Source organism: Ammoniphilus sp. CFH 90114 (assembly GCF_004123195.1).
In the GTDB taxonomy this organism is placed as follows: domain Bacteria; phylum Bacillota; class Bacilli; order Aneurinibacillales; family RAOX-1; genus YIM-78166.
Genome location: NZ_SDLI01000005.1, coordinates 293687 through 315260 on the forward strand (window position 1 = coordinate 293687; position 21574 = coordinate 315260).

25 protein-coding genes are annotated in these 21574 nt (G+C 43.3%); 17 read left to right on the forward strand and 8 right to left on the reverse strand.

What is annotated here, in order from left to right; genetic code table 11:
- Nucleotides 1-21: 21 nt before the first annotated feature.
- Complete coding sequence (locus EIZ39_RS27550) at nt 22-153, reverse strand: hypothetical protein (protein ID WP_255433954.1); 132 nt, start codon at nt 151-153, stop codon at nt 22-24.
- A gap of 139 nt (nt 154-292) precedes the next feature.
- Between EIZ39_RS27550 and EIZ39_RS13715 the strand changes: the two genes are divergently transcribed.
- On the forward strand, nt 293-2233 hold the full coding sequence (locus EIZ39_RS13715; protein ID WP_129200546.1) for an ATP-dependent DNA helicase: 1941 nt from the start codon (nt 293-295) through the stop codon (nt 2231-2233).
- A 35-nt stretch (nt 2234-2268) separates the two neighbouring features.
- Here the strand turns inward: EIZ39_RS13715 and EIZ39_RS13720 are convergent, their stop codons facing one another.
- Nucleotides 2269-3039: a YheC/YheD family protein gene (locus EIZ39_RS13720; RefSeq protein ID WP_129200547.1), complete on the reverse strand. Its 771-nt coding sequence runs from the start codon at nt 3037-3039 to the stop codon at nt 2269-2271.
- A complete protein-coding gene (locus EIZ39_RS13725; RefSeq protein WP_129200548.1) occupies nt 3040-3810 on the reverse strand; it encodes a YheC/YheD family protein in 771 nt (256 codons plus the stop codon).
- Between the two features lie 220 nt (nt 3811-4030).
- Here EIZ39_RS13725 and EIZ39_RS13730 point away from each other — a divergent pair, with 220 nt between their 5' ends.
- The 5 genes from EIZ39_RS13730 to EIZ39_RS13750 all read left to right on the forward strand — a co-directional run bounded on the left by EIZ39_RS13730 (nt 4031) and on the right by EIZ39_RS13750 (nt 7820).
- Complete coding sequence (locus EIZ39_RS13730; protein WP_129200549.1) at nt 4031-5131, forward strand: iron-containing alcohol dehydrogenase family protein; 1101 nt, start codon at nt 4031-4033, stop codon at nt 5129-5131.
- A gap of 183 nt (nt 5132-5314) precedes the next feature.
- Nucleotides 5315-5842 (forward strand): hypothetical protein, encoded by a 528-nt coding sequence (locus tag EIZ39_RS13735; protein WP_129200550.1) that lies wholly within the window; start codon nt 5315-5317, stop codon nt 5840-5842.
- 108 nt (nt 5843-5950) lie between these two features.
- Nucleotides 5951-6439: an RNA polymerase sigma factor gene (locus tag EIZ39_RS13740; RefSeq protein ID WP_129200551.1), complete on the forward strand. Its 489-nt coding sequence runs from the start codon at nt 5951-5953 to the stop codon at nt 6437-6439.
- A gap of 3 nt (nt 6440-6442) precedes the next feature.
- Nucleotides 6443-7429, forward strand: a complete 987-nt coding sequence (locus EIZ39_RS13745; RefSeq protein WP_129200552.1) for an anti sigma factor C-terminal domain-containing protein — start codon at nt 6443-6445, stop codon at nt 7427-7429.
- Nucleotides 7430-7445: 16 nt separating this feature from the next.
- Nucleotides 7446-7820 (forward strand): hypothetical protein, encoded by a 375-nt coding sequence (locus EIZ39_RS13750; protein ID WP_129200553.1) that lies wholly within the window; start codon nt 7446-7448, stop codon nt 7818-7820.
- Nucleotides 7821-7912: 92 nt separating this feature from the next.
- Here the strand turns inward: EIZ39_RS13750 and EIZ39_RS13755 are convergent, their stop codons facing one another.
- The 5 genes from EIZ39_RS13755 to EIZ39_RS13775 form a co-directional block, all read right to left on the reverse strand.
- A complete protein-coding gene (locus EIZ39_RS13755; protein WP_129200554.1) occupies nt 7913-8392 on the reverse strand; it encodes a DMT family transporter in 480 nt (159 codons plus the stop codon).
- A gap of 20 nt (nt 8393-8412) precedes the next feature.
- A complete protein-coding gene (locus tag EIZ39_RS13760; protein WP_129200555.1) occupies nt 8413-9087 on the reverse strand; it encodes a Crp/Fnr family transcriptional regulator in 675 nt (224 codons plus the stop codon).
- Between the two features lie 27 nt (nt 9088-9114).
- On the reverse strand, nt 9115-9540 hold the full coding sequence (locus EIZ39_RS13765) for a DMT family transporter (RefSeq protein ID WP_129200556.1): 426 nt from the start codon (nt 9538-9540) through the stop codon (nt 9115-9117).
- 176 nt (nt 9541-9716) lie between these two features.
- Nucleotides 9717-10661 (reverse strand): selenium metabolism-associated LysR family transcriptional regulator, encoded by a 945-nt coding sequence (locus tag EIZ39_RS13770; protein WP_129200557.1) that lies wholly within the window; start codon nt 10659-10661, stop codon nt 9717-9719.
- A 12-nt stretch (nt 10662-10673) separates the two neighbouring features.
- Nucleotides 10674-11738 (reverse strand): YeiH family protein, encoded by a 1065-nt coding sequence (locus EIZ39_RS13775; protein WP_164985090.1) that lies wholly within the window; start codon nt 11736-11738, stop codon nt 10674-10676.
- Nucleotides 11739-11966: 228 nt separating this feature from the next.
- Between EIZ39_RS13775 and EIZ39_RS13780 the strand changes: the two genes are divergently transcribed.
- The 11 genes from EIZ39_RS13780 to EIZ39_RS13830 all read left to right on the forward strand — a co-directional run bounded on the left by EIZ39_RS13780 (nt 11967) and on the right by EIZ39_RS13830 (nt 21572).
- Complete coding sequence (locus EIZ39_RS13780) at nt 11967-12263, forward strand: UxaA family hydrolase (RefSeq protein WP_129200558.1); 297 nt, start codon at nt 11967-11969, stop codon at nt 12261-12263.
- A 51-nt stretch (nt 12264-12314) separates the two neighbouring features.
- Complete coding sequence (locus EIZ39_RS13785) at nt 12315-13469, forward strand: UxaA family hydrolase (RefSeq protein WP_205668552.1); 1155 nt, start codon at nt 12315-12317, stop codon at nt 13467-13469.
- A 220-nt stretch (nt 13470-13689) separates the two neighbouring features.
- The gene (locus EIZ39_RS13790; RefSeq protein ID WP_129200559.1) at nt 13690-14415 is read left to right on the forward strand and encodes a succinate dehydrogenase/fumarate reductase iron-sulfur subunit; all 726 of its coding nucleotides are present in this window, start codon (nt 13690-13692) and stop codon (nt 14413-14415) included.
- On the forward strand, nt 14416-16152 hold the full coding sequence (locus EIZ39_RS13795; protein ID WP_129200560.1) for an FAD-binding protein: 1737 nt from the start codon (nt 14416-14418) through the stop codon (nt 16150-16152). It begins immediately after the preceding gene.
- Nucleotides 16153-16168: 16 nt separating this feature from the next.
- Nucleotides 16169-16588 carry a succinate dehydrogenase, cytochrome b556 subunit gene (sdhC, locus tag EIZ39_RS13800; protein WP_129200561.1) on the forward strand — a complete coding sequence of 140 codons (420 nt, stop codon included), beginning with the start codon at nt 16169-16171 and terminating at the stop codon, nt 16586-16588.
- Nucleotides 16589-16603: 15 nt separating this feature from the next.
- Nucleotides 16604-16975, forward strand: a complete 372-nt coding sequence (locus EIZ39_RS13805; RefSeq protein ID WP_164985091.1) for a succinate dehydrogenase/fumarate reductase transmembrane subunit — start codon at nt 16604-16606, stop codon at nt 16973-16975.
- Nucleotides 16976-17016: 41 nt separating this feature from the next.
- Complete coding sequence (locus EIZ39_RS13810) at nt 17017-17925, forward strand: fumarate hydratase (protein ID WP_129200563.1); 909 nt, start codon at nt 17017-17019, stop codon at nt 17923-17925.
- A 15-nt stretch (nt 17926-17940) separates the two neighbouring features.
- Complete coding sequence (locus EIZ39_RS13815) at nt 17941-18549, forward strand: FumA C-terminus/TtdB family hydratase beta subunit (protein ID WP_129200564.1); 609 nt, start codon at nt 17941-17943, stop codon at nt 18547-18549.
- A 24-nt stretch (nt 18550-18573) separates the two neighbouring features.
- The gene (locus EIZ39_RS13820) at nt 18574-19665 is read left to right on the forward strand and encodes a DctP family TRAP transporter solute-binding subunit (RefSeq protein ID WP_129200565.1); all 1092 of its coding nucleotides are present in this window, start codon (nt 18574-18576) and stop codon (nt 19663-19665) included.
- 82 nt (nt 19666-19747) lie between these two features.
- Nucleotides 19748-20314: a TRAP transporter small permease gene (locus EIZ39_RS13825; protein ID WP_240675813.1), complete on the forward strand. Its 567-nt coding sequence runs from the start codon at nt 19748-19750 to the stop codon at nt 20312-20314.
- Nucleotides 20295-21572, forward strand: a complete 1278-nt coding sequence (locus EIZ39_RS13830) for a TRAP transporter large permease (protein ID WP_129200567.1) — start codon at nt 20295-20297, stop codon at nt 21570-21572. Before EIZ39_RS13825 ends, EIZ39_RS13830 begins: the two co-directional genes overlap by 20 nt.
- The last annotated feature ends 2 nt before the right edge of the window (nt 21573-21574 follow it).

Here is a 21574-nt window from a genome sequence, read left to right on the forward strand (position 1 = left end):
GATGAGACCTTACTCTGCAACTCATTCGGTACCTTTTCGTTTTGCTTTCTTGGGGACGGTATTGAGCTCCATCATTTCACCCGTTTTAGGATTACAGGTTTGCTGTTTACTTTGTTTGATTTCATCTATCATGATTCTCAATTGGTCATTCATAGGGTTCCTCCTTCGTACGACTACCGCTATTGTTCCCTAGAGATAGAGGATTTAAAATCAAATCACAAAGGGAATTCTACCCATATACACGTATGTTATAATAAAGTTTTGAGTTTACATAGAACTTGGAGGATCAAAGGTGGGAACTTATCCATTTGAACATGACCCAACACTACCGTTTAACCAGCAAGCGAGCGACTGGATAGCGGATGTATTTTATGATCTTTTGCCGGAAGCTGGATTTGAAGTAAGAGATGAACAGATCTATATGGCTTTTCAACTTGAAAGGGCTTATAGCGGAAACGAGACGATATTTGCGGAAGGAGGCGTCGGAACGGGGAAAACGCTCGTCTATTTGTTGTACGCCGTTCTCTATGCAAGATATAGAAGACAACCCGCTGTCATCGCTTGCGCAGATGAGTCCTTAATTGAGCAGTTAGTCAAGCCAGAGGGAGATATTGCGAAACTCGCACGTCATTTGGACTTGGTAATTGATGCTCGCTTAGGCAAATCACACGACCAGTATATTTGTTTAAATAAGTTAGATGAAGGTCGATCAAAGACAGCGGACGCTGCTTTATTCAGCGAGATCTATCATGGATTGCCGGAGTTTGTCCGAACGCCCAATACACTCCAAGCCTTTCATCCTTATGGAGATCGCAAAGATTATCCGCACCTTACTGACCGACAATGGGAGAAACTGGGATGGGACGTTTTTCAGGACTGCTTGGCATGCCCGCAGCGGCATCGCTGTGGTCTGACCCTTTCTCGAGAACATTATCGAAAATCAGCGGACCTCATTATTTGTTCTCATGATTTCTATATGGAGCACCTTTGGACCTACGAAGCGAGGCAACGTGCGGGACAACTTCCCTTGTTGCCTGCACACAGTTCAGTTGTTTTTGATGAGGGTCATCTAGCAGAGACCGCGGCGCAGAATGCCTTAACTTATCAATTAAAGCATAACCCGTTTGAGGCGATCGTGACTAGACTGCTGAATGGGGAGATTAGAGAATCATTAGCGGTTGGGATCGAAGAGGCCATAGAGCAGAGCGAAAGACTGTTTCGTCTTCTTTCCCAGAGCAGTCATCACGTTGAAGGCTCTAATCGCAAAGAAATCGAGTGGGGGCCAGAACTTAAGCGTGAAGTGAATCGATTCATCGATATGTTGACGATGATTGAAGAAGAACTCGTATTAGAAGGCGGATTGTTTACGCTTGATCCCTATCAACTCAAGATTGTAGAAGAACATTTAGACATGATGCAATTAGCCTTGTCTTTATTCAGACAACCCAGCCAGCTCATATCCTGGGTAACAGAAGATATGGACGGGATTACTCTAGTGATCATGCCAAAAAGAGTAAAAGAAGTACTAAAAGAACGTTTGTTTTCTCAGAAAATGCCGATCGTATTTTCTTCTGCAACGTTATCCATTGATGGAAGCTTTGATCATCTAGCACAAAGTCTTGGAATCAATCACTACCTTTCTTTTTCAGTCCCGTCTCCATATGATTACAGTCAGCAGATGAAGGTCAACCTCATTCCGGATGACTCCTCAATGGACAAGGTCAAGGAAACATTGCAATTTTTGCATCAGAATGAAGGGGGATCATTGATCCTGTTCTCGTCCCGAGAGGAGTTAACGGGGTTCCAGCAAAAGCTTGCATCCTATCCAGAGGCGGCGTCTCTACCCTTTCTTTTTGAAGGATCAGCGGAAATTAGCCATCTAATCTCCATCTTCCAGAACGATGAGCAAAGCATTCTCTGTGCGACTAGCTTATGGGAGGGTTTAGATATCCCTGGCCATTCACTTTCCCATGTGATGATTTGGTCTTTGCCTTTCCCTCCGAACGATCCTTTGTTCACAGCAAAACGAAAAGATGCAACGGACCCTTTTGCAGAGGTCGACATGCCATACATGCTCCTTCGATTGAGGCAAGGGATTGGACGATTGATTCGTTCGCGTGAGGATCGAGGCATTGTGACCATTATGGGGAAAGAGTTGAATGAAGAAGAGGTAAAGAAGAAAGTAAAATCCATCCTTCCTGAGGGTACGGTGGGGATATTGGAAATCGTTTAATAGGGGGACCTCTACGCTCGAGGTCCCTTTTTTCATCACTTTGCAGTCGTTCTTCCGTAGCTCTTGGCAAAAGCCATCATACGCTGATACATCTTAGGATGGAGTTCTTTGAGCGGGTGGAATTGAGGGTGTCTGGTGTTGACTTCGAGGATCCACAACCTTCCTTTCTTGTCGAAAGCAAAGTCAATGCCCATTTCATACATTCCCGACTGAGCAGCGGAAAGGGCTTGAGCTACAGCTAAGGAAACGGCTTTAAGTTTCTTGAATCTTTGCTTTCGCTTTTTCGGAGGTAATCCTATGGATTTAAAGACATGATCTAGTAAAACAATTTGTCCACCTTGCGAGTAGTTCGTGACGATTTTTCCTTTTGCCCCAACTTTTGTAAAGATACCCGTTGACGTCCAAGGAGCACCCGGTTTTCTTTGAACCATGGACCGGATGTCATACGGTTTTCCGTTTGCCAGTTCCAATGAGATTCCCTGCTGGATAGCCATTAAGCGTTTGGAATGAGCTTTTAAGTATTTATACAAAGAAGAGACGTTCTTAAATGTTTTCTTCTGCTTAGTTGTTCGGAGCAATAAGTTCTTCTTATCCTTTTTCTTGATCTGAAATATTCCTTCTCCGTGTGAACCGATATTAGGTTTGACATATATAAGACCATATTTTTTTATACACTTTTTTAATTTCGTTTTGTCCATCTGTACGGTGTAGGGTTGATGGGTATTAATATGGGGATAAGCGGATAAATAGCGATAGACGCGGAGTTTTCCATCTATGGAATTACTTTTATAGCTTTTCTCAGGCACTTACCTTTTCCTCCTTAACCATTTGCGATTTTTCAGGATCTGTTTGACGTGTCTTTGAATAAGGGGGTATAACTGTTTGTCTTTGTGATAACGAAACAGTTTATATCCTGGCTTGGTATTTCCTTCTAGAATCCATAGTTTCCCTTTCTTGTCGAGAGCAAGATCAAGACCAAACATTCTTGAATAATTAAAATATTTCTTAGCGAGATGGATTCCCCATTTGCTCATTTCTCTTTCAATCTGAGCAACGCTTTTATGGGAAGAAGGCAAGCCTATCAGGGCATCTTGAACAGAAATAGCTTGGCCCCCCTGGGAGTAATTGGTTACTATTTTATTCCTTTTTGCCCATTTACCCATGATTCCCACCGTTTTCCATTGGTTGTCGGGCTTTAGCAATAAGACTCGAAAATCGACAGGACGACCATTCACCGTTAAAAGCTCAATTCCTTTTTGCCAAATATAAGGCTTGTTGTTCAATTCCTGATGTATATATAAGGCGGCTTTTTTTCTCTTTTTGACAAATCTGCGAGTAGTTCCACCCTGGATTAGATAGCCAGATGATAATCTTGCGACTTTGATAATCCCGTTACCTTTTCCACCTATTTCTGGTTTTAGAAAAATTATAGGAAATCTCTTTAATCCTTTTTTAAAGCCTTTAAAGGTATACTTCTTGGTTGGAATAAGCATCCCTTTTAGAAGAGGGTCCTTTCTCATCGCCGCAAATTGATCCCATTTGCTTCGGGCTAAGCCATAATCCTCGATCTGGCCCAATTCCGTTCAACACCTTCCCTATACTTATAAAAGTATAATATTCAATAGTAAAAGATTTGTAATAAACAGAAGAATAATTGGTTTCATGTCTCCTATTCGGCGGCGTCAGGTTGTCCAGAGAACTATTCCGCGATTATCCGATATAAGCTATACTGGATACAGTAGATTTTATTTTAAAAATATTTGATTAGACAAGAAAACTGAAAAGGAGCCATTGTTAATGTTTGTATCTAAAGCATATCCTTCTAATTATATTCAGGAGCAAGGCGTTCTCCATCAAACGGGAGATTGGGTCAAGAAGTACGGAAAACATCCTCTCATTATTGCTGGCCGTACAGCTTGGGCCAAAGCAGGAGTGCCAATTGAGAGAAGTTTAAGAGAAAATGGGTTGGATTATCAGTTAGAGTATTTTGAGGGTCATTGTTCTGATCAAGAGCTTGAACGGTTGCTGAGATTGGCAGATTCGAAAGTGGATCTTGTTTTGGGTGTGGGGGGAGGCCAATGTCTAGACACAGCCAAGCTGGTTGCCAATCGGCTAGGACTCTCTGTAATTAATGTTTCAACACTCGCTTCCACATGTGCAGCATCAAGTGCGCTTTCGATTATCTATACACCAGAACACGTGTTTGAACGTATGGAGGAATTCGATCGTTCCCCCGTTTTAGCGCTAGTAGACCCTGATATTATCCGAGAGGCTCCTCAGCGTTATTTAACTGCAGGGATCGGGGACACGATTGTGAAGTGGTATGAGGCTAACCCGCTAAACATAGGCAAAGACCAGAATGCAAGGACTAAGGCCGGGCTAAAGATGGCAGAACTTATCCGCGATCTGCTATTTGACCACAGTGAGACAGCTATTCACGATTGTGAGCGGGGAGTAACGGGAGAAGCTCTTAGACAAGTTATAGATTGCAACGTTTTTCTCGCTGGATTGGTCGGGGGCTTAGGAAGGGATACCTGCGCATCTTCGGGGGCGCATGCGATCCATTACGGTATGACCGTTATTCCAGGCGTAAAGGGAGCCTACCATGGTGAGCTTGTTGCTTATGGTCTCCTCTGCCAATTCAAGCTAGAGGGGAAAACAGATGAAGAGATCTCGCAGATGATGAAGTTCTATCAAAAGATTAATCTGCCTATCACTCTCTTTGACCTGGGTATGACAGAGGTCAATGAGACGCAAGTGCATCAAGCAGCGGTCAAGGCTTGCGCTCCAGATCAGGCGATTCACAATCTTCCCTTCCCTATTAAGATTGAAGATGTAGCATTCGCGATAAAATATGTACATAGTTTGGGAGAAAGTATAAAGCAGGCGGTTGTTTAATAGAGTCAACAAACCTTGAATATCATACAAAGCAATAAGAAGGAAGAACCCCACCTATATCCTAAGGGATTGGAAGTTCTTCCTTTTCTTTTTCATGAGCGAGGAATTTTCTGTACCACTGTAACATTTGGTTCAGGACCTGCGTCAAAGACATTAGAAATGAAAACACAAGGAGAGATTCCAATGAAAAAGTGGATGACATGTATAGCCTTAGGATTACTAACTATAACCGCACTAGGATGCCAAGCTGGGGACCCCCCCACCTCCAATTCAACAGAAGTGACGGCCCCTCCTCAGGGAGAACAGAAACAAGTAGCTCCAGAGGAAACACCACAAGAACTTTCAACTGAAGCACGCACGTACCAAAATTCTTTAGATGGCTATTTACTTGATTTGCCCAAAGAGTGGGCAAAGGTTCATATCATCGAAGCTAGTCGAAGTACTGATTTCTTGTATCCATCGGCCAATCCAGAATATCATCAGTCTCTTATGCGAATTGTGGGGATGACCAACCAAGAGTGGGAGAAAGTGAAGGCCGAGGGGGGGCCGGGTGTGAGCCAACTTAAGGAAATCACAGAGATCGATGGCAGTAAGTATTTTTATGTGTTGCCTCTTGATCAAGTTCTAGAAGGTCAGGAGTTGGAAGAGTATAATGCGATGGCCAAACAAATTCCCGACATTCTTTTTAATTTCCGTGTAGAGACGAAGTAGAAGTGTCGACCCCTTGGTTTAAAGACCAAGGGGTTTTCTCATTTTTTATAATCCGAATTGTATACTTTTTTAAATGTCGTACGTCTTCTTGATGAATGGAGGTTACCGATGGAGATTCACGACGCCGAATGGCTAAAAGAACGAATGAATACTTTATACCGCTATCTAGTTAAAATAGGAGCCTCTCCAGAAGACGCTAAGGATATTGTACAAGAGACGGTTTATAAAGCTTTTGTCTATGCGGAGACATCCGAAATCAAAAATCCTTCTTCCTGGTTGTTTAAAGTGGCTTTGAACTTATACTATGATCTGCGGAAAAAACAAAAGAGAGCCGTCCCCTTTACCTTAGAGCCTGACGATATTGTAGAAGAACAACTCCCTGAAGATATCCTTTTAACAGCGGAAAACCAAACTGAGGTACATCAAACCTTAGATGAATTATCTCCGACCTATAAGCATCTTTTGCTGTTACGTTATGAGATGGACATGTCTTATAAGGAGATTGCTCAATCTTTCGACATGAAGGTGGAGCAGGTGAAAACATATTTAGCAAGGGCAAAAAAACAATTTTTAAAACACTATAGTGGGAGGTCATGATATATGAAAAAAGATCCAACGCATCCAGAAAGTTTAGAAAATCCGTTCCAAGCGGGGGATGTTCAACATGTTTTTAAACAAGCGAAACGCAAATCTGTCATACGAAATATCCTGATTTCTACTGCTGCATCCCTCCTATTGATAGGGGGAGTTTTTATCTCCAATCAGACCCTATTAAATAATAAAGGTTGGAAGATTTACTCAGAAATCGAAGGACTCCACAAATTTGCTGGAGCGAATCTACATTTGACCAACGCTCAGTTTCAATATGGTTTAGGTCAAGGTACGATGCGATTAACTACCTATAAATTCGTGGAACACCGCAGTGTGCCGTGGGGGGAGAAGATTTATGAATTTGAAATCATGGGAGACCCGAGTTTACTCATCGGAGGCCATTCTGACCTTCAGTACATAGAAGAATTGACTACGGATTATCAAGTCGATCGTTTCTCTAATGCTCATAACGGAGAATATGAAATGCAGTTTTACAATCCCATGATAGAGTATAAAAAGTATATTAACGATTTACCTCAATTGGACCAGTTGCAAGAGAATCAGTATATCGAGATGGCCCTGTCACTTGATCGCGGTTATCGGTTAGATGAAGTAAAATCGATGCTTCCTTCTCAAGTTAACGCCGTTTGGTTCCAAGTCAATGATTTAACGATAGAGGAAGCCCAAAAGATAGAAGATCCGCGGCCACAGACGGCTAGAAGTGTATACGGGTTTCATGCTTACAGAGATCCGGAGAGTCGAACTTCGCCTAACACCGAAGAATCCTTTGAGAAGGATCTAGTAGATTACATGGCCTATGCTAAAACTCATTATAAGAGTCAAGCGGAAAGACTATATCAGTCATGGAAAAGCCAAGAAGATGAAGGAAGAATTATCGGTGTTGTGGTCACGGGTAGTAAAGAACAATTCAAATCCTTAGTGGATAAGCCCTATATCAAGGCGGCTGTTCTTGGTGCAACGGTAGATAAATATTAGAGAAGGGTGGAGATGAATGATGATGAAGTTTCTAATGTTCATAAGCATGGCTGTTATGATGGTGGGATGTAGTGCTGAAACCGATATTAGTCCTGGGTCAATTGACCTTCCTGTTTTTACAAAGATGGAGGTAGTGAGTGGTAAGGCCTCCTACGTTCTTGATAACGACTTGATAGAGGAAGCTAGATTGTATTATGAAACGGAACTGCCTAAGGAAGATTGGAAGAAGATAGGCGATACCACAGGGAGTAATGAGAACGTGAACTGGGTCATCGATCGTTGGGAAAAGGGAAGTGAAACAGTTCTTGTTCGATTTGTCAATCACCCGGATAAAGACTATATCATATTTGAGGATGAAAAAGGGAATGTGCTGGAATTAACGAGTCCATAGTTCAAAATCCTAGACTAGATGAAATAGCATGAAAAAGGGGAGCTTGGATCAACCAAATTCCCCGAGTTCACGAAGCTGAAGTTATTTCCGGACTATGCCGTCATCTTAGATGTGGATGTCTGCTGAGTCTGGACCCTACCCTGACCAAACTTAAATAACACAATGCCGCCAATGATGATAAATACACCGAATAATTGTTTAAAGGTAAAAGGAACCTTTTCTAGACCTAACCAGCCCAGGGAGTCCCATAATAAAGCGAATCCAAGCTGAGAGGTCATGACGATGGAGACAGCAAAAGTGGGGCCCAGTCGTTTGATTCCTTGTACCATGCAGACCACGACACCTACTCCGATCAATCCGCTGAACCAGTACATGACCTTCATGTTTTGAAAATTAAATAAATGAGTCCCTTCAAAGATAAACCCTATCGTCAGCGAAGCGAGGAACCCCATCCCTAATACTAAGGTTGTAGTGGACCAGGAACCGGCATGCTCATTGACCTTACTGTTAAATATCGTTTGTAAACTGACGAGCCCGCCTGCTACGAGGGCTAGTATTAGTCCTATTATCATGATTGTTCTCTCCCATTTTCTTATTCATAGATATTATGGCTTGCTATTTGACTTAATCCTTCTCGGTCCTTAATGAGGAGGCCTCCCTTTTTACGCTCTATGAGACCCTCCGTGGAAAAGCGCTGAAGAACTCTGTTTAGATGACGGTAACTGGTTCCAATTTGGTTCGCTGTGTCGACCACGCTTAGGGCAAACGATCCATCTGAAGAAATGGCGAGTAAATAGCTGGCTAATCGTACTTCTACCGGATACATCAAGTTCAAGCTGAACGAATTAGACTTTTGGCAGAACTTTTCAGTGATAATGTCCAATAAAAATTGCAACAAAGGCGCATGGTCTTTCCCATATTGATTTAACCAACGATGATGAACTGCGATCATATAAACTGGCGTGACGGCCTGAACCGTATTGATAAATTCAATATTACGAAGGTATTCGATTTCACCAATGACTTCAAGCGGTGTCTTAAACGAAATAATAAGAGTTTTGCCTTCCGTCGAAGTGTTATAGACTTTAATCTTTCCCTTTACCAGTACATAGAGATATTCAGAGATCTCTCCTTGAGAACAGATCAATTCCCCAGTTTCAAAGCTATATAAAGACAAGTGAGAAATTAAGGGTTCTTGGAAGATGAGCCCAAGTTGATAAGTCTGCAAATAATCATGTAGAAGTTCCCGTTCCATTACTTCTTTCATTTTTTCGTTTCCCTCCAACTTTAAAGGTTAAAACTTAAGCACTAAAACACCTATAATCATCATTAAGATGCCTAGATACTGAGGCATCTGCATTTCTTGTCTGACAACACCGAACCAGCCTTTAACATCTATGAAGCAAGTCAGTGTTAATTGGGCAATTAGCACAGCGGCTATCGTCAACGTCACGCCAATATGTTGGATAGCGGTAACATTACTAAAAATAATGACAGCGGCTAAGGTCCCGCTGCTTAAATACAACGGTTTTACTTGCTTCAACCTTTGCCACTTTTTATCTTTAACGACCAATAAAATAAGCAAGGCCGCAAAGAATCCCGTTAATTGAGTAATTGTTGCGGTCTGCCAAGTGCCGATATCTTGACTAATCCTAGAGTTAGCGACCCCCTGAAGCGTAATGAAACCTCCGGCCATAAAAGCAAAAAAGCTCCCTTTCATTCGTATCTCTCCTGAATATCAGTTTAACGTTCCCTTATATTAAAAGATATAGCGAAGGATATGAGATAGGACATATGTCCTTTGAGTGAAAAAATGGAAAGGAAAAAGAGGGTGTCCGACAAGGACATCCTCTTTTATGTCAAAATGAAGCCCACCAACTCCTACGGGTCCAACCGTCATGTCACTTCTCTCTTAAGTGGAATCGTTTCGGTAGATGTAGCATTGTATTGCTTTAATATAAATTCCAGGAATGAATCTGCAGGTACAGAGTAGAGTTTGTTTTTTACAAAGATGGCAGAAAAATTTCGGAGTAATGAAATTCCCTGGATACGAATGGTCCTCAAGGTACCTAGCCTTAATTCTTTTTGAATTGCGGATTCAGAGATAATAGAAAGGCCCATTCCTGATTCAACAGTAGCTTTAATAGACTCCGTGCTCCCAAGCTCCAAAATGATGTTTAGCTTCGATGGATCCAGGTTGTGCTTTAATAGACTTTCTTCCATGACTTGTCTCGTACCCGAGCCATGCTCTCTTACGATTAAGGGCAAGGAGAATAACTCGGAAGGGAGAATACTCTCCCGGTCTTTTACCATCGGGTGTGGATCCTTCGCGGAAGAGATCAGAATGAGCTGATCCTCCGAAAAGGGGAGGTAGACCAATTCGGGATCCGTTATCGTAGATTCAATAAAGCCTAAATCAATCTGTTCGTTTTTCAATTGTTGAATGATCTGGGAGGAGTTGTAAATGTTCATGGATAGATGTACTTTTGGATATTCCTTCTGATACTTCCCGATGATATAGGGAAGTAAGTATTCCCCAATCGTCAAGCTAGCCCCAATACTGAGGTTTCCATGAATCGAACTAGAAAGAAGATCCAGTTCTTTTTTAGTTTGATTGACTAAATTGATTATTTTTCCTGCGTAAAGGTACAGAAGCTGTCCTGAATCTGTGAGCTTGATGTTTTTTGTCGTTCTTTCGAACAACTTGACATTCAGAAGGGACTCCAGTTGTTGGATTTGTAGACTCACGGTAGGTTGTGAGAGATGAAGGGTCTTGGCTGTCTCCGAAAAGTTCTTTTTCGTAGCGGCAACGTAAAACACCTTAAGATGTTCAAAGTTCATGAGTACCTCCTTTTAGACCAGTTTAAGTAGAAGGGGACTGATGGCTGTTAATAAAATAAAGCCAATAATTCCAACCAGAATGGCTCTAAAACCTACCTTTTTAAAGTCGGAAAAATTAATACTGAGCCCGAGGCCTGCCATGGCCATGGATAATAAGAACACGCTCGAAGCAATAAGAAATTGAGTAACCGTTGTGGATAAGATGCCTACGGTATTCACGAGACACATCGCTAAGAATCCAAAGATAAACCATGGAATAGGCAAATCCTTAATTCCCATGCTTTCCTTCGTCGTCCTCTCCTTCTTCGTGTAGAAGTAACCGAGAATCATAGCTACTGGAATGAGTAAGGCTACTCTTCCTAACTTGACCAGAATGGCGATTTCCCCGCTTGTATCTCCGCCAGGAATGGCTGCCGCAATAACATGCGCCAACTCATGTAACGTTGCCCCAACTAACACGCCATATTGATAGGAATCTAACCCTAAGTAAGGGAAAAGAAATGTGTAAAAAATTGTTCCAATCGTCCCCAGGATAGCAATGCATGCGACGGACACAGCTGTAAATTCTTTTTTGGCATGGATGAGGGGGGCAACGGCAACGATAGCCGCCGCTCCACAGACAGCCGTACCTACCGCAATCAGCGCAGTCAGATACTTATCTACCTTTAATGCATGCCCTATAGCAATCATTACGGTTAATGTAAAAGCAATGACCAGAACATCGACCAGCACGATAGAGAAACCAGCCTCCACAATCTGTGAAAAGTTTAGACGCAGACCCATAAGGATGATTCCAGCTCTTAATAAGATTTTGCTGCTAAAAGTGATTCCTACGTTGCTATTCGCAGGGACATCCATGAGCGCTTTCCAGCTCATGCCTAAGAGAATCGAGATAATCATGATTCCCATAATAGAAAAGAAAGGGAGTCGTGCAATGCTTCCTGCCACCATGGCAAGGATTAAGGTCAGGATCACTCCTTTTAATAGACCCACTCTGGTATTTATCTTCATTTGTTCTATTTTGGGCTTTTCTTCTATAGTTGACTTGATCTGTTCAAGCTTTGGCAAAGACATCATTCTCGCCTCCTTAGGATGGTGTTTATAAACAACAATACCATAGGAAGGAGGAAAGGAATTATTGAAATAACAAAATACAATTATTTAAAATTATAATAAGTGCAAATAGTTTAAAAGTATTGAATATTAAAAAGACATCTGTTTTAATATGTTTAGGACCAAGTGGTTGGGTCACTTAACCTTGAGTCCTCCAACCAACATATTAAAAAATAATATAAAGGAGGAGTAATGATGGCACACAAATTTTTAGTTCACCATGTAGGAGATCATGTAGGTGTAGCAGTAGAGGACATCCAGCCTGGTGAGAAAGTTGAAGGGGTAATCATGGAAAATGACTTTTCTGTATTCGTAAATGCCAACGCCTTTATCCCACTCGGTCATAAGATTGCGTTATCAGATCTAAAGCAGGGGGACAAGGTCATTGAATACCGAGTTCAAATTGGCGTAACGACAGAGGATGTTAAACCAGGAGATTATGTTCACACTCATAATCTGAAAACAGCTAGATGGGACTATCAAAAGTAGATTCTTAACAGCACTTAAAAGTTTTATTTAAAAATACGATAAGAGGTGGATATGATGACAGCGATTTTTGGATATAGACGTGAAAATGGAAGAGTAGGAATTCGCAATCATGTCGTAATTATGCCTGTAGATGATATCTCAAATGCAGCTGCTGAAGCCGTTGCTAAAGTGGTCCCTGGGACACTAGCTATTCCTCACGCCTATGGGCGCTTACAGTACGGTCTGGACTTAGAGCTGCATTTTAGAACCATTATTGGAAACTGTGTAAATCCAAATGTTGCGGCCGTCGTGGTCATCGGGATTGAACCGATTTGGACGCAGAAAATTGTGGATGGAATCGCAAAGAGCGGAAAGCCAGTAGCAGGATTTTCCATTGAGCGTCATGGGGACTTCGCCACGATTGAAAAGGCTTCTCGCGTAGCAAAGGAATTCTTACAGAAGGCGTCTGAGCAACAGCGTGTACCAGTTAGTTTATCTGAGATTATGGTCAGCATTAAGTGCGGAGAATCCGATACAACGACAGGATTAGGTTCATGTCCAACGGTAGGAAATGTGGTTGATCGTTTAGTGGCTGCACAAGGTACCGTATTGTTTGGGGAAACATCGGAACTCACAGGCGGTGAGCATCTTATCGCAGCTCGTTGCGCAACTCCTGCCGTTGGCGATAAATTCCAGAACATGTATAACGACTACATACGGGAAATCGAGTCAAAGGGTGTAGATCTCCTAGGCAGTCAGCCTACGGAAGGGAATGTTCGCGGTGGATTGACAACGATTGAAGAGAAGGCGTTAGGAAACATTGAGAAAACAGGTACAATGCCTATTGTTGATGCTCTAGGACCAGCGGAGGCTCCAACGGTCAAGGGATTGAATTTCATGGATACCTCATCCGCAGCGGCGGAATGTATCACTTTGATGGCTGCAGGCGGTGCCGTGGTTCACTTCTTCCCAACAGGACAAGGAAATATCGTGGGTCATCCGATTGAGCCGGTTATTAAGATTAGTGCTAACCCAATTACAGTGGCTACGATGTCTGAGCATGTCGATGTCGATGTATCTGGGCTCTTACGAAGAGAAATCAACCTGCAGCAAGCCGGTGATTTGTTAATGGAGATGTTGATCCGTACGATTAACGGGCGTGTGACGGCAGCGGAAGCTCTGGGTCACCGTGAGTTCTCATTAACAAAGCTTTATCGCAGTGCTTAAGATTATGGTGGAGGTAAGGGGAAGACCCTTACCTCTATTTATAGAATGAATAGACTCCACCCTAAATCCTCTATTTATCAGAAATTTTAATGCCACTTATTAATAACTCACATAAATCTAAATAATTAAAAATTATTGAAAATTAAGTATAATGATGTTTTAATAGGTTTAACAAAATTGGTTGGAAGGCTAAACCACAGAAAACATGGGGGTGCATGAGATGGAAGGAGAAGTTAAGCTTCACGTGCTACGCTATGAGCCAGAGAATGACGAGAAAGCTCGTTATGATACTTTTGTTGTCGATGCCAAGGATAACATGACCGTGCTCGATGCCTTATTTATTATCTTGTCTGAACAAGATCCGACAGTTTCCTTCCGTTGTTCCTGTCGAGTGGGGATGTGTGGTTCCTGTGGCATGGTCATGAATGATAAAGAGGGACTAGCCTGTAGAACCAAGATCGAAAAACTTGGACGCGAGATTACGGTTCGCCCTCTCAGAAATCTTCCGATAGTCAAAGACCTTGCCGTGAATATGGATCCTTTTTTTAAGCAATGGGAAAAAATCAAACCTTATTTCGTTCCGAACGCGGAAGCATCGAAAGACTTTGCCCAGATCCCTCAAGACCCAAGTCGCCGTGGGATCATCGATCAAAGCCTAGATTGCATTACTTGTGGATGCTGTTATAGTGCGTGCACCTTAGTTTCCCTCGACGATAATTATATTGGACCAGCGGCTCTGAATCGAGCTTATACCTTGGTTGCGGATGAGCGTGATGCAGCAACGGAGTCCCGTATGGAGGTCGCTGCGGGTGAAGATGGTGCCCTTCGCTGCCATACGTTATTTAATTGTATGGAAGTTTGTCCGAAGAATCTTGTACCGACTTGGTCTATTCAGAAGATCAAGACCAAGGCTGTTGCAGGTGCCTTGAAAGGAGGAAGTAAATAAATGGAGAGAGTTCAATGCGACATCCTCATTCTTGGGAGTGGAGGAGCTGGGTTGTTCGCTGCACATCATGCTTATGATTTGAATCCTAAGCTCAAGATCATTGTCGCAGCTAAGGGTCTCGTCGGGAAGAGCGGATGTACTCGGATGGTACAGGGTGGATATAACGTGGTGCTTCACCCTAACGACTCGGTAGAGCTTCATTTTAAAGACACTTTAAAAGGGGGAGGTATGATCAATAACCAGGAGCTAGCCTGGACATTAGTTAGTGACGCTCCCAAGCGGATTCTAGAGCTTGAGACAAGAATGGGTTGTTTTTTTGATCGGAACCCGGATGGAACTGTTCACCAGAAGGCGTTCGCGGGTCAATCCTTTGATCGTACCGTACATAGAGGAGATTTAACAGGAATTGAAATTATAAACAGGCTGAGGGATCAGCTCTACGCAAAAGAAGGCGTTATCGCGTGGGATGAAGTGCGTGCGGTCGAACTGCTTTATAACGATGATAATCAAGCGATCGCAGGATGTTTGATGCTGAATCTGAGAACTGGTCAGTTTATTGTGGTAGAAGCGCTTGCGGTTATTGTCGGAACAGGCGGCGGGGCGAGCATGTATAAGATTGCTGCCCCATCCTTAGAGAAGGCCGCTGATGGCATGGCTATTGCTTATCGTGCTGGGGCAGAGTTTGTCGATATGGAGATGATGCAATTCCATCCAACAGGCCTGTTAGCAGAGAATTCTCGAATGAATGGGGGCGTCCTAGAAGAAGGCTTAAGAGGGGCGGGCGGCCATCTTTATAACTCATTAGGTGAACGTTTCATGGCCAATTATGATCCCGAGCGAATGGAGCGATCCACCCGAGATCGCGTGGCTCGTGCCGCTTATATGGAAATCATGGCGGGAAGAGGCACAAGGCTGGATGGTGTACTGATCTCGGTTGCGCATCTAGGCCGGAAGAATGTACTTAGAATGTTCCCAGGAATGGTGGACCGATGCAAGGACGTAGGTAAGGACTTGAGTGTGGAGCCTGTTGAGGTGTCTCCAACCGGTCACTTCCATATGGGTGGAGTAAGGATTAATAAAGATTGTTTCAGCGGGATACCAGGATTGTTTGTGTCAGGAGAGGACGCGGGCGGTATTCACGGTGCGAATCGCTTAGGCGGGAACGGGGTAGCAGATTCTACTGTATTTGGAGCTCGGGCTGGTGATGCTGCTGCTGAATATGTGACTCAGATTAAGCGACAGAAGGTTTCAGAAAGTCAAGTCAATCGATTTGTCCAAGAAATTCTACAACCATTTAATAATGAGACAGGAGAAAATCCTTTTGACCTGAGAAAAGAGCTTGGAAAGTTGATGTGGGAGAAGGTAGGCTTGGTACGAAATGGTCAAGACCTGAAGATTGCGATTGACCGATTAGAGGAAATGGCCGAGAGGGTAAGTCACTGTAAGGTGAGTGGAGGGAAAGCTTATAATCTGGCCTGGCACGAGGTTCTTAATGTGAAGAACATGGTAGAAATTGGCCGGATGATTGCCCTAGCTGCTTATACAAGAAATGAAAGTCGCGGATCTCATTACCGTTCAGACTATGCGATCACCGATAACGAAAATTGGTACAAAAACATCTATATGACACAGAATGGTGCGAAACCAGCTATGAAAATTGAGGAAGTTCAGTTTACTCATATGCTGCCGGAAGAACTACTAGGACAAACGGCAAGAATTAAAGTCGAAGCGAGTTAGAAGGGGGGAAATAAAAATGGCAGGATCAGATCTAAGGGTACCTAAGGATCATCGATTACAGGCTGTCGATGTTTCAGTCCATAAGGTCGATGTGCTAAGACGTCATTCCGTTGGGATGAAAGCCTGGGTTCTCCACCGTATTACAGGAGTTGGACTACTATTATACTTAATGGCACATATTGCTACGATGGGCACAGCGATGTTCTTAGGAGAAGAAGCCTTCAAGCGGACCTTTGAAATTTTATTTCATACACCGATCTTCGTCGTCTTTGACTTATTCGTTCTTGCCGCCGTTATCCTTCATGCGTTGAACGGAATACGCCTTGTCCTCATCGATATGGGCTATTTCATCACCAAGCAAAAAGTATTGTTCAATATCATGTTTGTTTTATCAAGTATTCTATTTCTCTGGTTAATATCAAGAGCATTTCTGTAGGAGGGGGGTATAAAAGTGACGGTAGCAGCACTTAAACGCGGCGGGAAAAAGAACGTGATCACCTGGTTTTTTCAGAGGGTCAGTGGGGTAGCTCTTGTTTTTCTAATTGCAATTCATATGTGGAACCTACACTACTCTAACCCGGCAGTACCTCCAGACTACAATGATCTAGTTGCAAGGTTGCGTACTATTGGCTATATCGCCCTAGATTTTAGCTTGCTTGTACTCGCTTTGTTTCACGGCCTAAATGGAGTTCGTAATATTGTATTAGACTACACCAGTAATGAAGCAACGATCAAGCGTTGGACGGCGGGCTTAGCCATTATTGGAGTTATCTTCTCTCTTTGGGGAGGGGCAGCCTTAATTAAGATCATGACGATGGGTTAAGAGAGCTGAAAAAATTGAATGCTGAGGGGGCTTTTAGACACATGAGCAAACTGATAGAAACCGGATGGCAGTTAAAAGAACAAGATTACTTGGATATTGAAGAAACATGTAAAGAATTGTACATTCGCTCACTTAAGGACTTGCCACCCGATATTCGGGCAGCTGTACAGAAGGCCTATGATAAAGAAACTTATGAAACAGGAAAGCAGATTCTTAGTACGATCCTGCAAAACATTGATGTCGCAGACCAGGAGAACCTCCTGATTTGTCAGGATACCGGTCTTCCTGTCTATTTCGTCAAGATAGGACGGAATGTCCGATTTGACGGTCTGCGATTAGAAGATGCGATTCGGGAAGGGACGAAGCGCGCCACTCTTGAACATCCGTTAAGATCAAGTGTATGTGACACGATCACTCGTAAGAATACAGGCACAGCGGTTGGGAAAAAGGTTCCTGTTTTGCACTGGGAGTTTGTAGAAGGATCAAAGGTAGAGATTCTAGCGCTTCCTAAGGGTTCAGGCTCGGAAAATATGAGTTATCTTAAGATGCTCTACCCAGCTCAAGGATTAGACGGTGTAAAGAAATTTATTATCGAATGCGTCGTTGGTTCAGGAGCTAACCCCTGTCCTCCAACACTAGTTGGAGTGGGGATAGGAGGTACGGCAGATCTTTGTACGGCCTTGGCGAAAAAAGCAGCAGCTCGAGAAATCGGCAAACCGAACCCCGATCCTTTAATTGCCGCCCTCGAGCAAGAACTCCTTGAAGCGATTAACTTAACTGGTATTGGACCGAATGGACTTGGTGGAGAGTCAACGGCATTAGCTGTCCATATTGAGTCGGCGGATACGCATATTACGATGAACCCCGTCGCGGTCAATATGATGTGCTGGCCGGCACGAAGAGCACGCGGTACGTTTGAAGAGAATCAAAAGCCTGTGATTAGTTACTAGAGGGAGGAAAGACGAGTGGCACACTATTACCTGCAAACACCCATGACAGATGAGTTTCTAAAGCAGCTACGAGTTGGCGATAAAGTAACCGTGAACGGACATATTTTTGGGATTCGAGATGCGAACTTAATTCGTATTTTTGATCACAAGGTTGATCCTCCTGAGGACCTAGTTCAACAGCTAAAAGGAGCGGTAACTTTGCATACGGCTCCTGGAGTGAAGAAGCTGGAGGATGGACGATATGAAAAGGTCTGTATTGGTACCACAACAAGTACACGAATGGATCGATTCGTTCGCGGGTTGTTTGAGAGATTTGGAGTGAAAGCGATAACAGGTAAAGGGGGGATGCTAGAGGACGGGGCGAATGCTTGTGTTGAGGTAGGCGGAGTCTACTTTTCCATCGTTGGGGGAGCGGCAGCATTAGAAACCACTCAAATTGAAGAGATTGAAGAGGTTTGGTGGGAAGACTTGATGCCTGAAGCGATCTGGAAGCTTCGCGTGAAGGACTTTGGCCCTTTGCTCGTATCCGTAGATTCACACGGTGGCAATCTCTATCAAGAAGTGAGAACCCAAGCAGAAGGCAACTTAGGTAAGGTGTATGAAAAGTTAGGCATATCTAATTAAGATTAATAACAGGGGGGATTAAACGTGAGTAAAGTAGTTTATAAAAAAGTAGTAGCTACCGTATCAGCAGCTATTCTAGCTTTTTCACTCTCAGCTTGTGGTGGGGGATCACAGGAAACGGGATCCTCGAATAATAGTTCATCTCCAGCCCCTGCTCCAGCCAGTAGTCCAGCCTCTAGTGGTGGAGGTGGCTCTGAAGCCCCTCTTATTGTGAAGTTTTCTCACGTGGGAACCCCTGATAGTCCAAAAGGCCAAGGTGCAGATAAATTTAAAGAGGTCTTAGAGGCGAAGTCCGGGGGAAAGATCAAAGTGGAAGTCTTTCCATCCTCCCAATTGTACGGGGATAACGAGGAGCAAGAGCAGCTCTTGGCTGGAAACGTTCAAATTATAAATCCATCCATGACAAAGCTCGTGAAATTTAATCCTTCCTTCCAAATTGTTGATATGCCTTTCTTGTTTAAGAGTGAAGAGGCCTTCTATAAGTTTTGGGACAGTGAAATGGGAGAGAAAATGTTTGCAAAGATCGAACCCAATGGCTTTAAATCACTAGGGGTATGGGGTGGGGGAGCGAAAAGCTTCACGAATAATAAGCGACCACTCATAACACCTGAAGATTTCAAAGGACTCAAATTTAGAATTCAGGCTGGTAAGGTCCTCGAAGCCCAGTTTAAATATCTAAACGCATCAGGGGTCACGATTCCTTTCTCTGAAGTTTATACGGCACTACAGCAAGGAACCGTCGATGGTCAGGAAAATATGATGAACAATATTGACACGCAGAAATACGTGGAAGTGCAAAAATATTTGACTCTATCTGAGCATGGAAGATTAGACTATGCGGTTCTTACAAGCAAGATGTGGTGGGATACTCTGACTGCCGATCAACAGACCATGATCCAGGAAGCCATGGACGAAGCGACAGCGTTTGAACGCTCGATTGCGAAGGGCTTATCCGATGGTTCTTTTAAGAAGTTTAAGGATGAAGGTAGATATGAAATCTATGAGATGACAGAAGCGGATAAGGATAAGTTTAGAGAAGCTTTAAAACCGATGTATGATGAATTTACGCCACTTATCGGGCAAGAGTTTATTGATTACGCCAGAACACTAGAGTAATGGATGAGTGGGCCGAGTGGCACTGACCGCTCGGTCTCTTTTATAGATTCCATTTATAAAGGAGGGTATTTCTTTGGAAACCATGAGAAAAGCTTTTCGACTTGGGGAAGATTTGGCTTCCGGCGTCCTTATCGTCGTGGGTTTAGCCATCATTTTTTATGGAGCGTTCATGCGTTATGTTGTTAACTCACCGATTACCTGGGCGGAAGAAATATCCGGCTTTATGATTGTTTGGGGAGCCTTAATTGGAGCCTCGGTTGCTCTTCGGGATGAGTATCATATTCGAGTGGAGCTGCTGTACGCAGCTGTACCGAATCGCCTAAAGCACTGCATTGATATCTTTGCCACATTTGCAGGAATCCTCTATTCGATCTTTCTGTTTTACACTGGTTTAAGTCTTGTTTTGTTTAACTATAAAATTAAAGCGCTTTCTATGGATTTGCAGCTTCCCATGTGGATGGTATATATTTGTCTACCCTTGGCAGGTACACTTTTATTAATCCGTTATTTGAAACTTTTCGTGGAAGCCATCCTGAGAATGAAGAGAAATGAACTCGTTGTGATGCATAGCGAAGCGGATCAGCACATTCAGATTTATCAAGCCGATAAAGGGGAAGGGGGAAGCCGTAATGACAGCCACGCTATTTAGTCTTTTAGGTACACTCTTTCTACTCCGGGTCCCCATAGCGATCTGTCTTGCCCTTGCGACCGTAGCCATTATGATGACTAAGGGCGACTTTGCTGTATTTATGCTCGCGCAAAGGATGTTCGCTGGTTTACATCATTCTACCCTCATGGCGATACCCGGTTTTATCTTTGCAGGCGCCATCATGGCTAAGGGGGGCGTATCCAAATATTTAATTGAAGCACTGCGTGCCTGGCTGGGCCACATCACTGGCGGTTTATCGGTCGTCACGGTTCTTGCTTGTATGATTTTTGCAGCGATCTCCGGTTCTTCACCCGCAACGGCAGCAGCGGTCGGTTCCATCCTTATTCCCGGTATGGTGGCCGCTGGATATCCCAGACATTATGCGATGGGATTGGTTGCCGCATCAGGAACGCTAGGGATTCTCATTCCACCGTCCATTCCACTCATTATCTATGGTACGATAGCTGAAGAGTCTATAGGTAAGCTCTTTGCCGCAGGGGTAATTCCAGGTCTCTTGCTCGGCGGCGTATTACTAGTAACGGCAATTATTGTAGCGAAGGTCAAAGGTTATGGAGGAGATCCCAAAGCAGATTGGCCCACAAGGTGGAGAGCGTCTCGAAAAGCGTTCTGGGGAGCGATATTACCCTTCCTAATTTTAGGAGGTATTTATACAGGAGCGGTTACGCCTACGGAAGCTTCTGTAGTAGCTGCAGCGTATTCTCTTTTCGTATCTATATTCATCTATAGAGAGATGTCGTTAGCTACTTTCCGTTTAGTGATGAAGGATACAGTCAACACCACCTCTATGATTTTTCTCATCATTGCAGGTGCGATGCTCTTTTCTCTCTATTTAACGAATGAGAGTATACCACAGAGTGTCGCGATGTGGATCGGAGATTTAAACCTGAGTTTCTGGGGCTTTATGCTCTTAATTAATTTGATGTTTTTTGTGATGGGTACCTTCTTAGAAGCAATAGCCATCATCTTAATTACGTTGCCGATTTTGCTTCCGATTGTAAAATCGATGGGGATTGATCCTATTCATTTTGCTATCATTATGACAGTAAATATGGAACTTGCGATGATTACTCCTCCCGTTGGGCTCAATCTATTTGTGGTGAGCGGGGTGTCTAGAGCGCCTCTAGGAGAAGCGGTGAAAGGAGTTCTTCCTTTTATCCTCATTATGATTGCTGTTCTCTTTATCTTAATCGGATTCGAAGATCTCTCAATGTATCTAACAAAGTTCGTCGGTTATTAAAA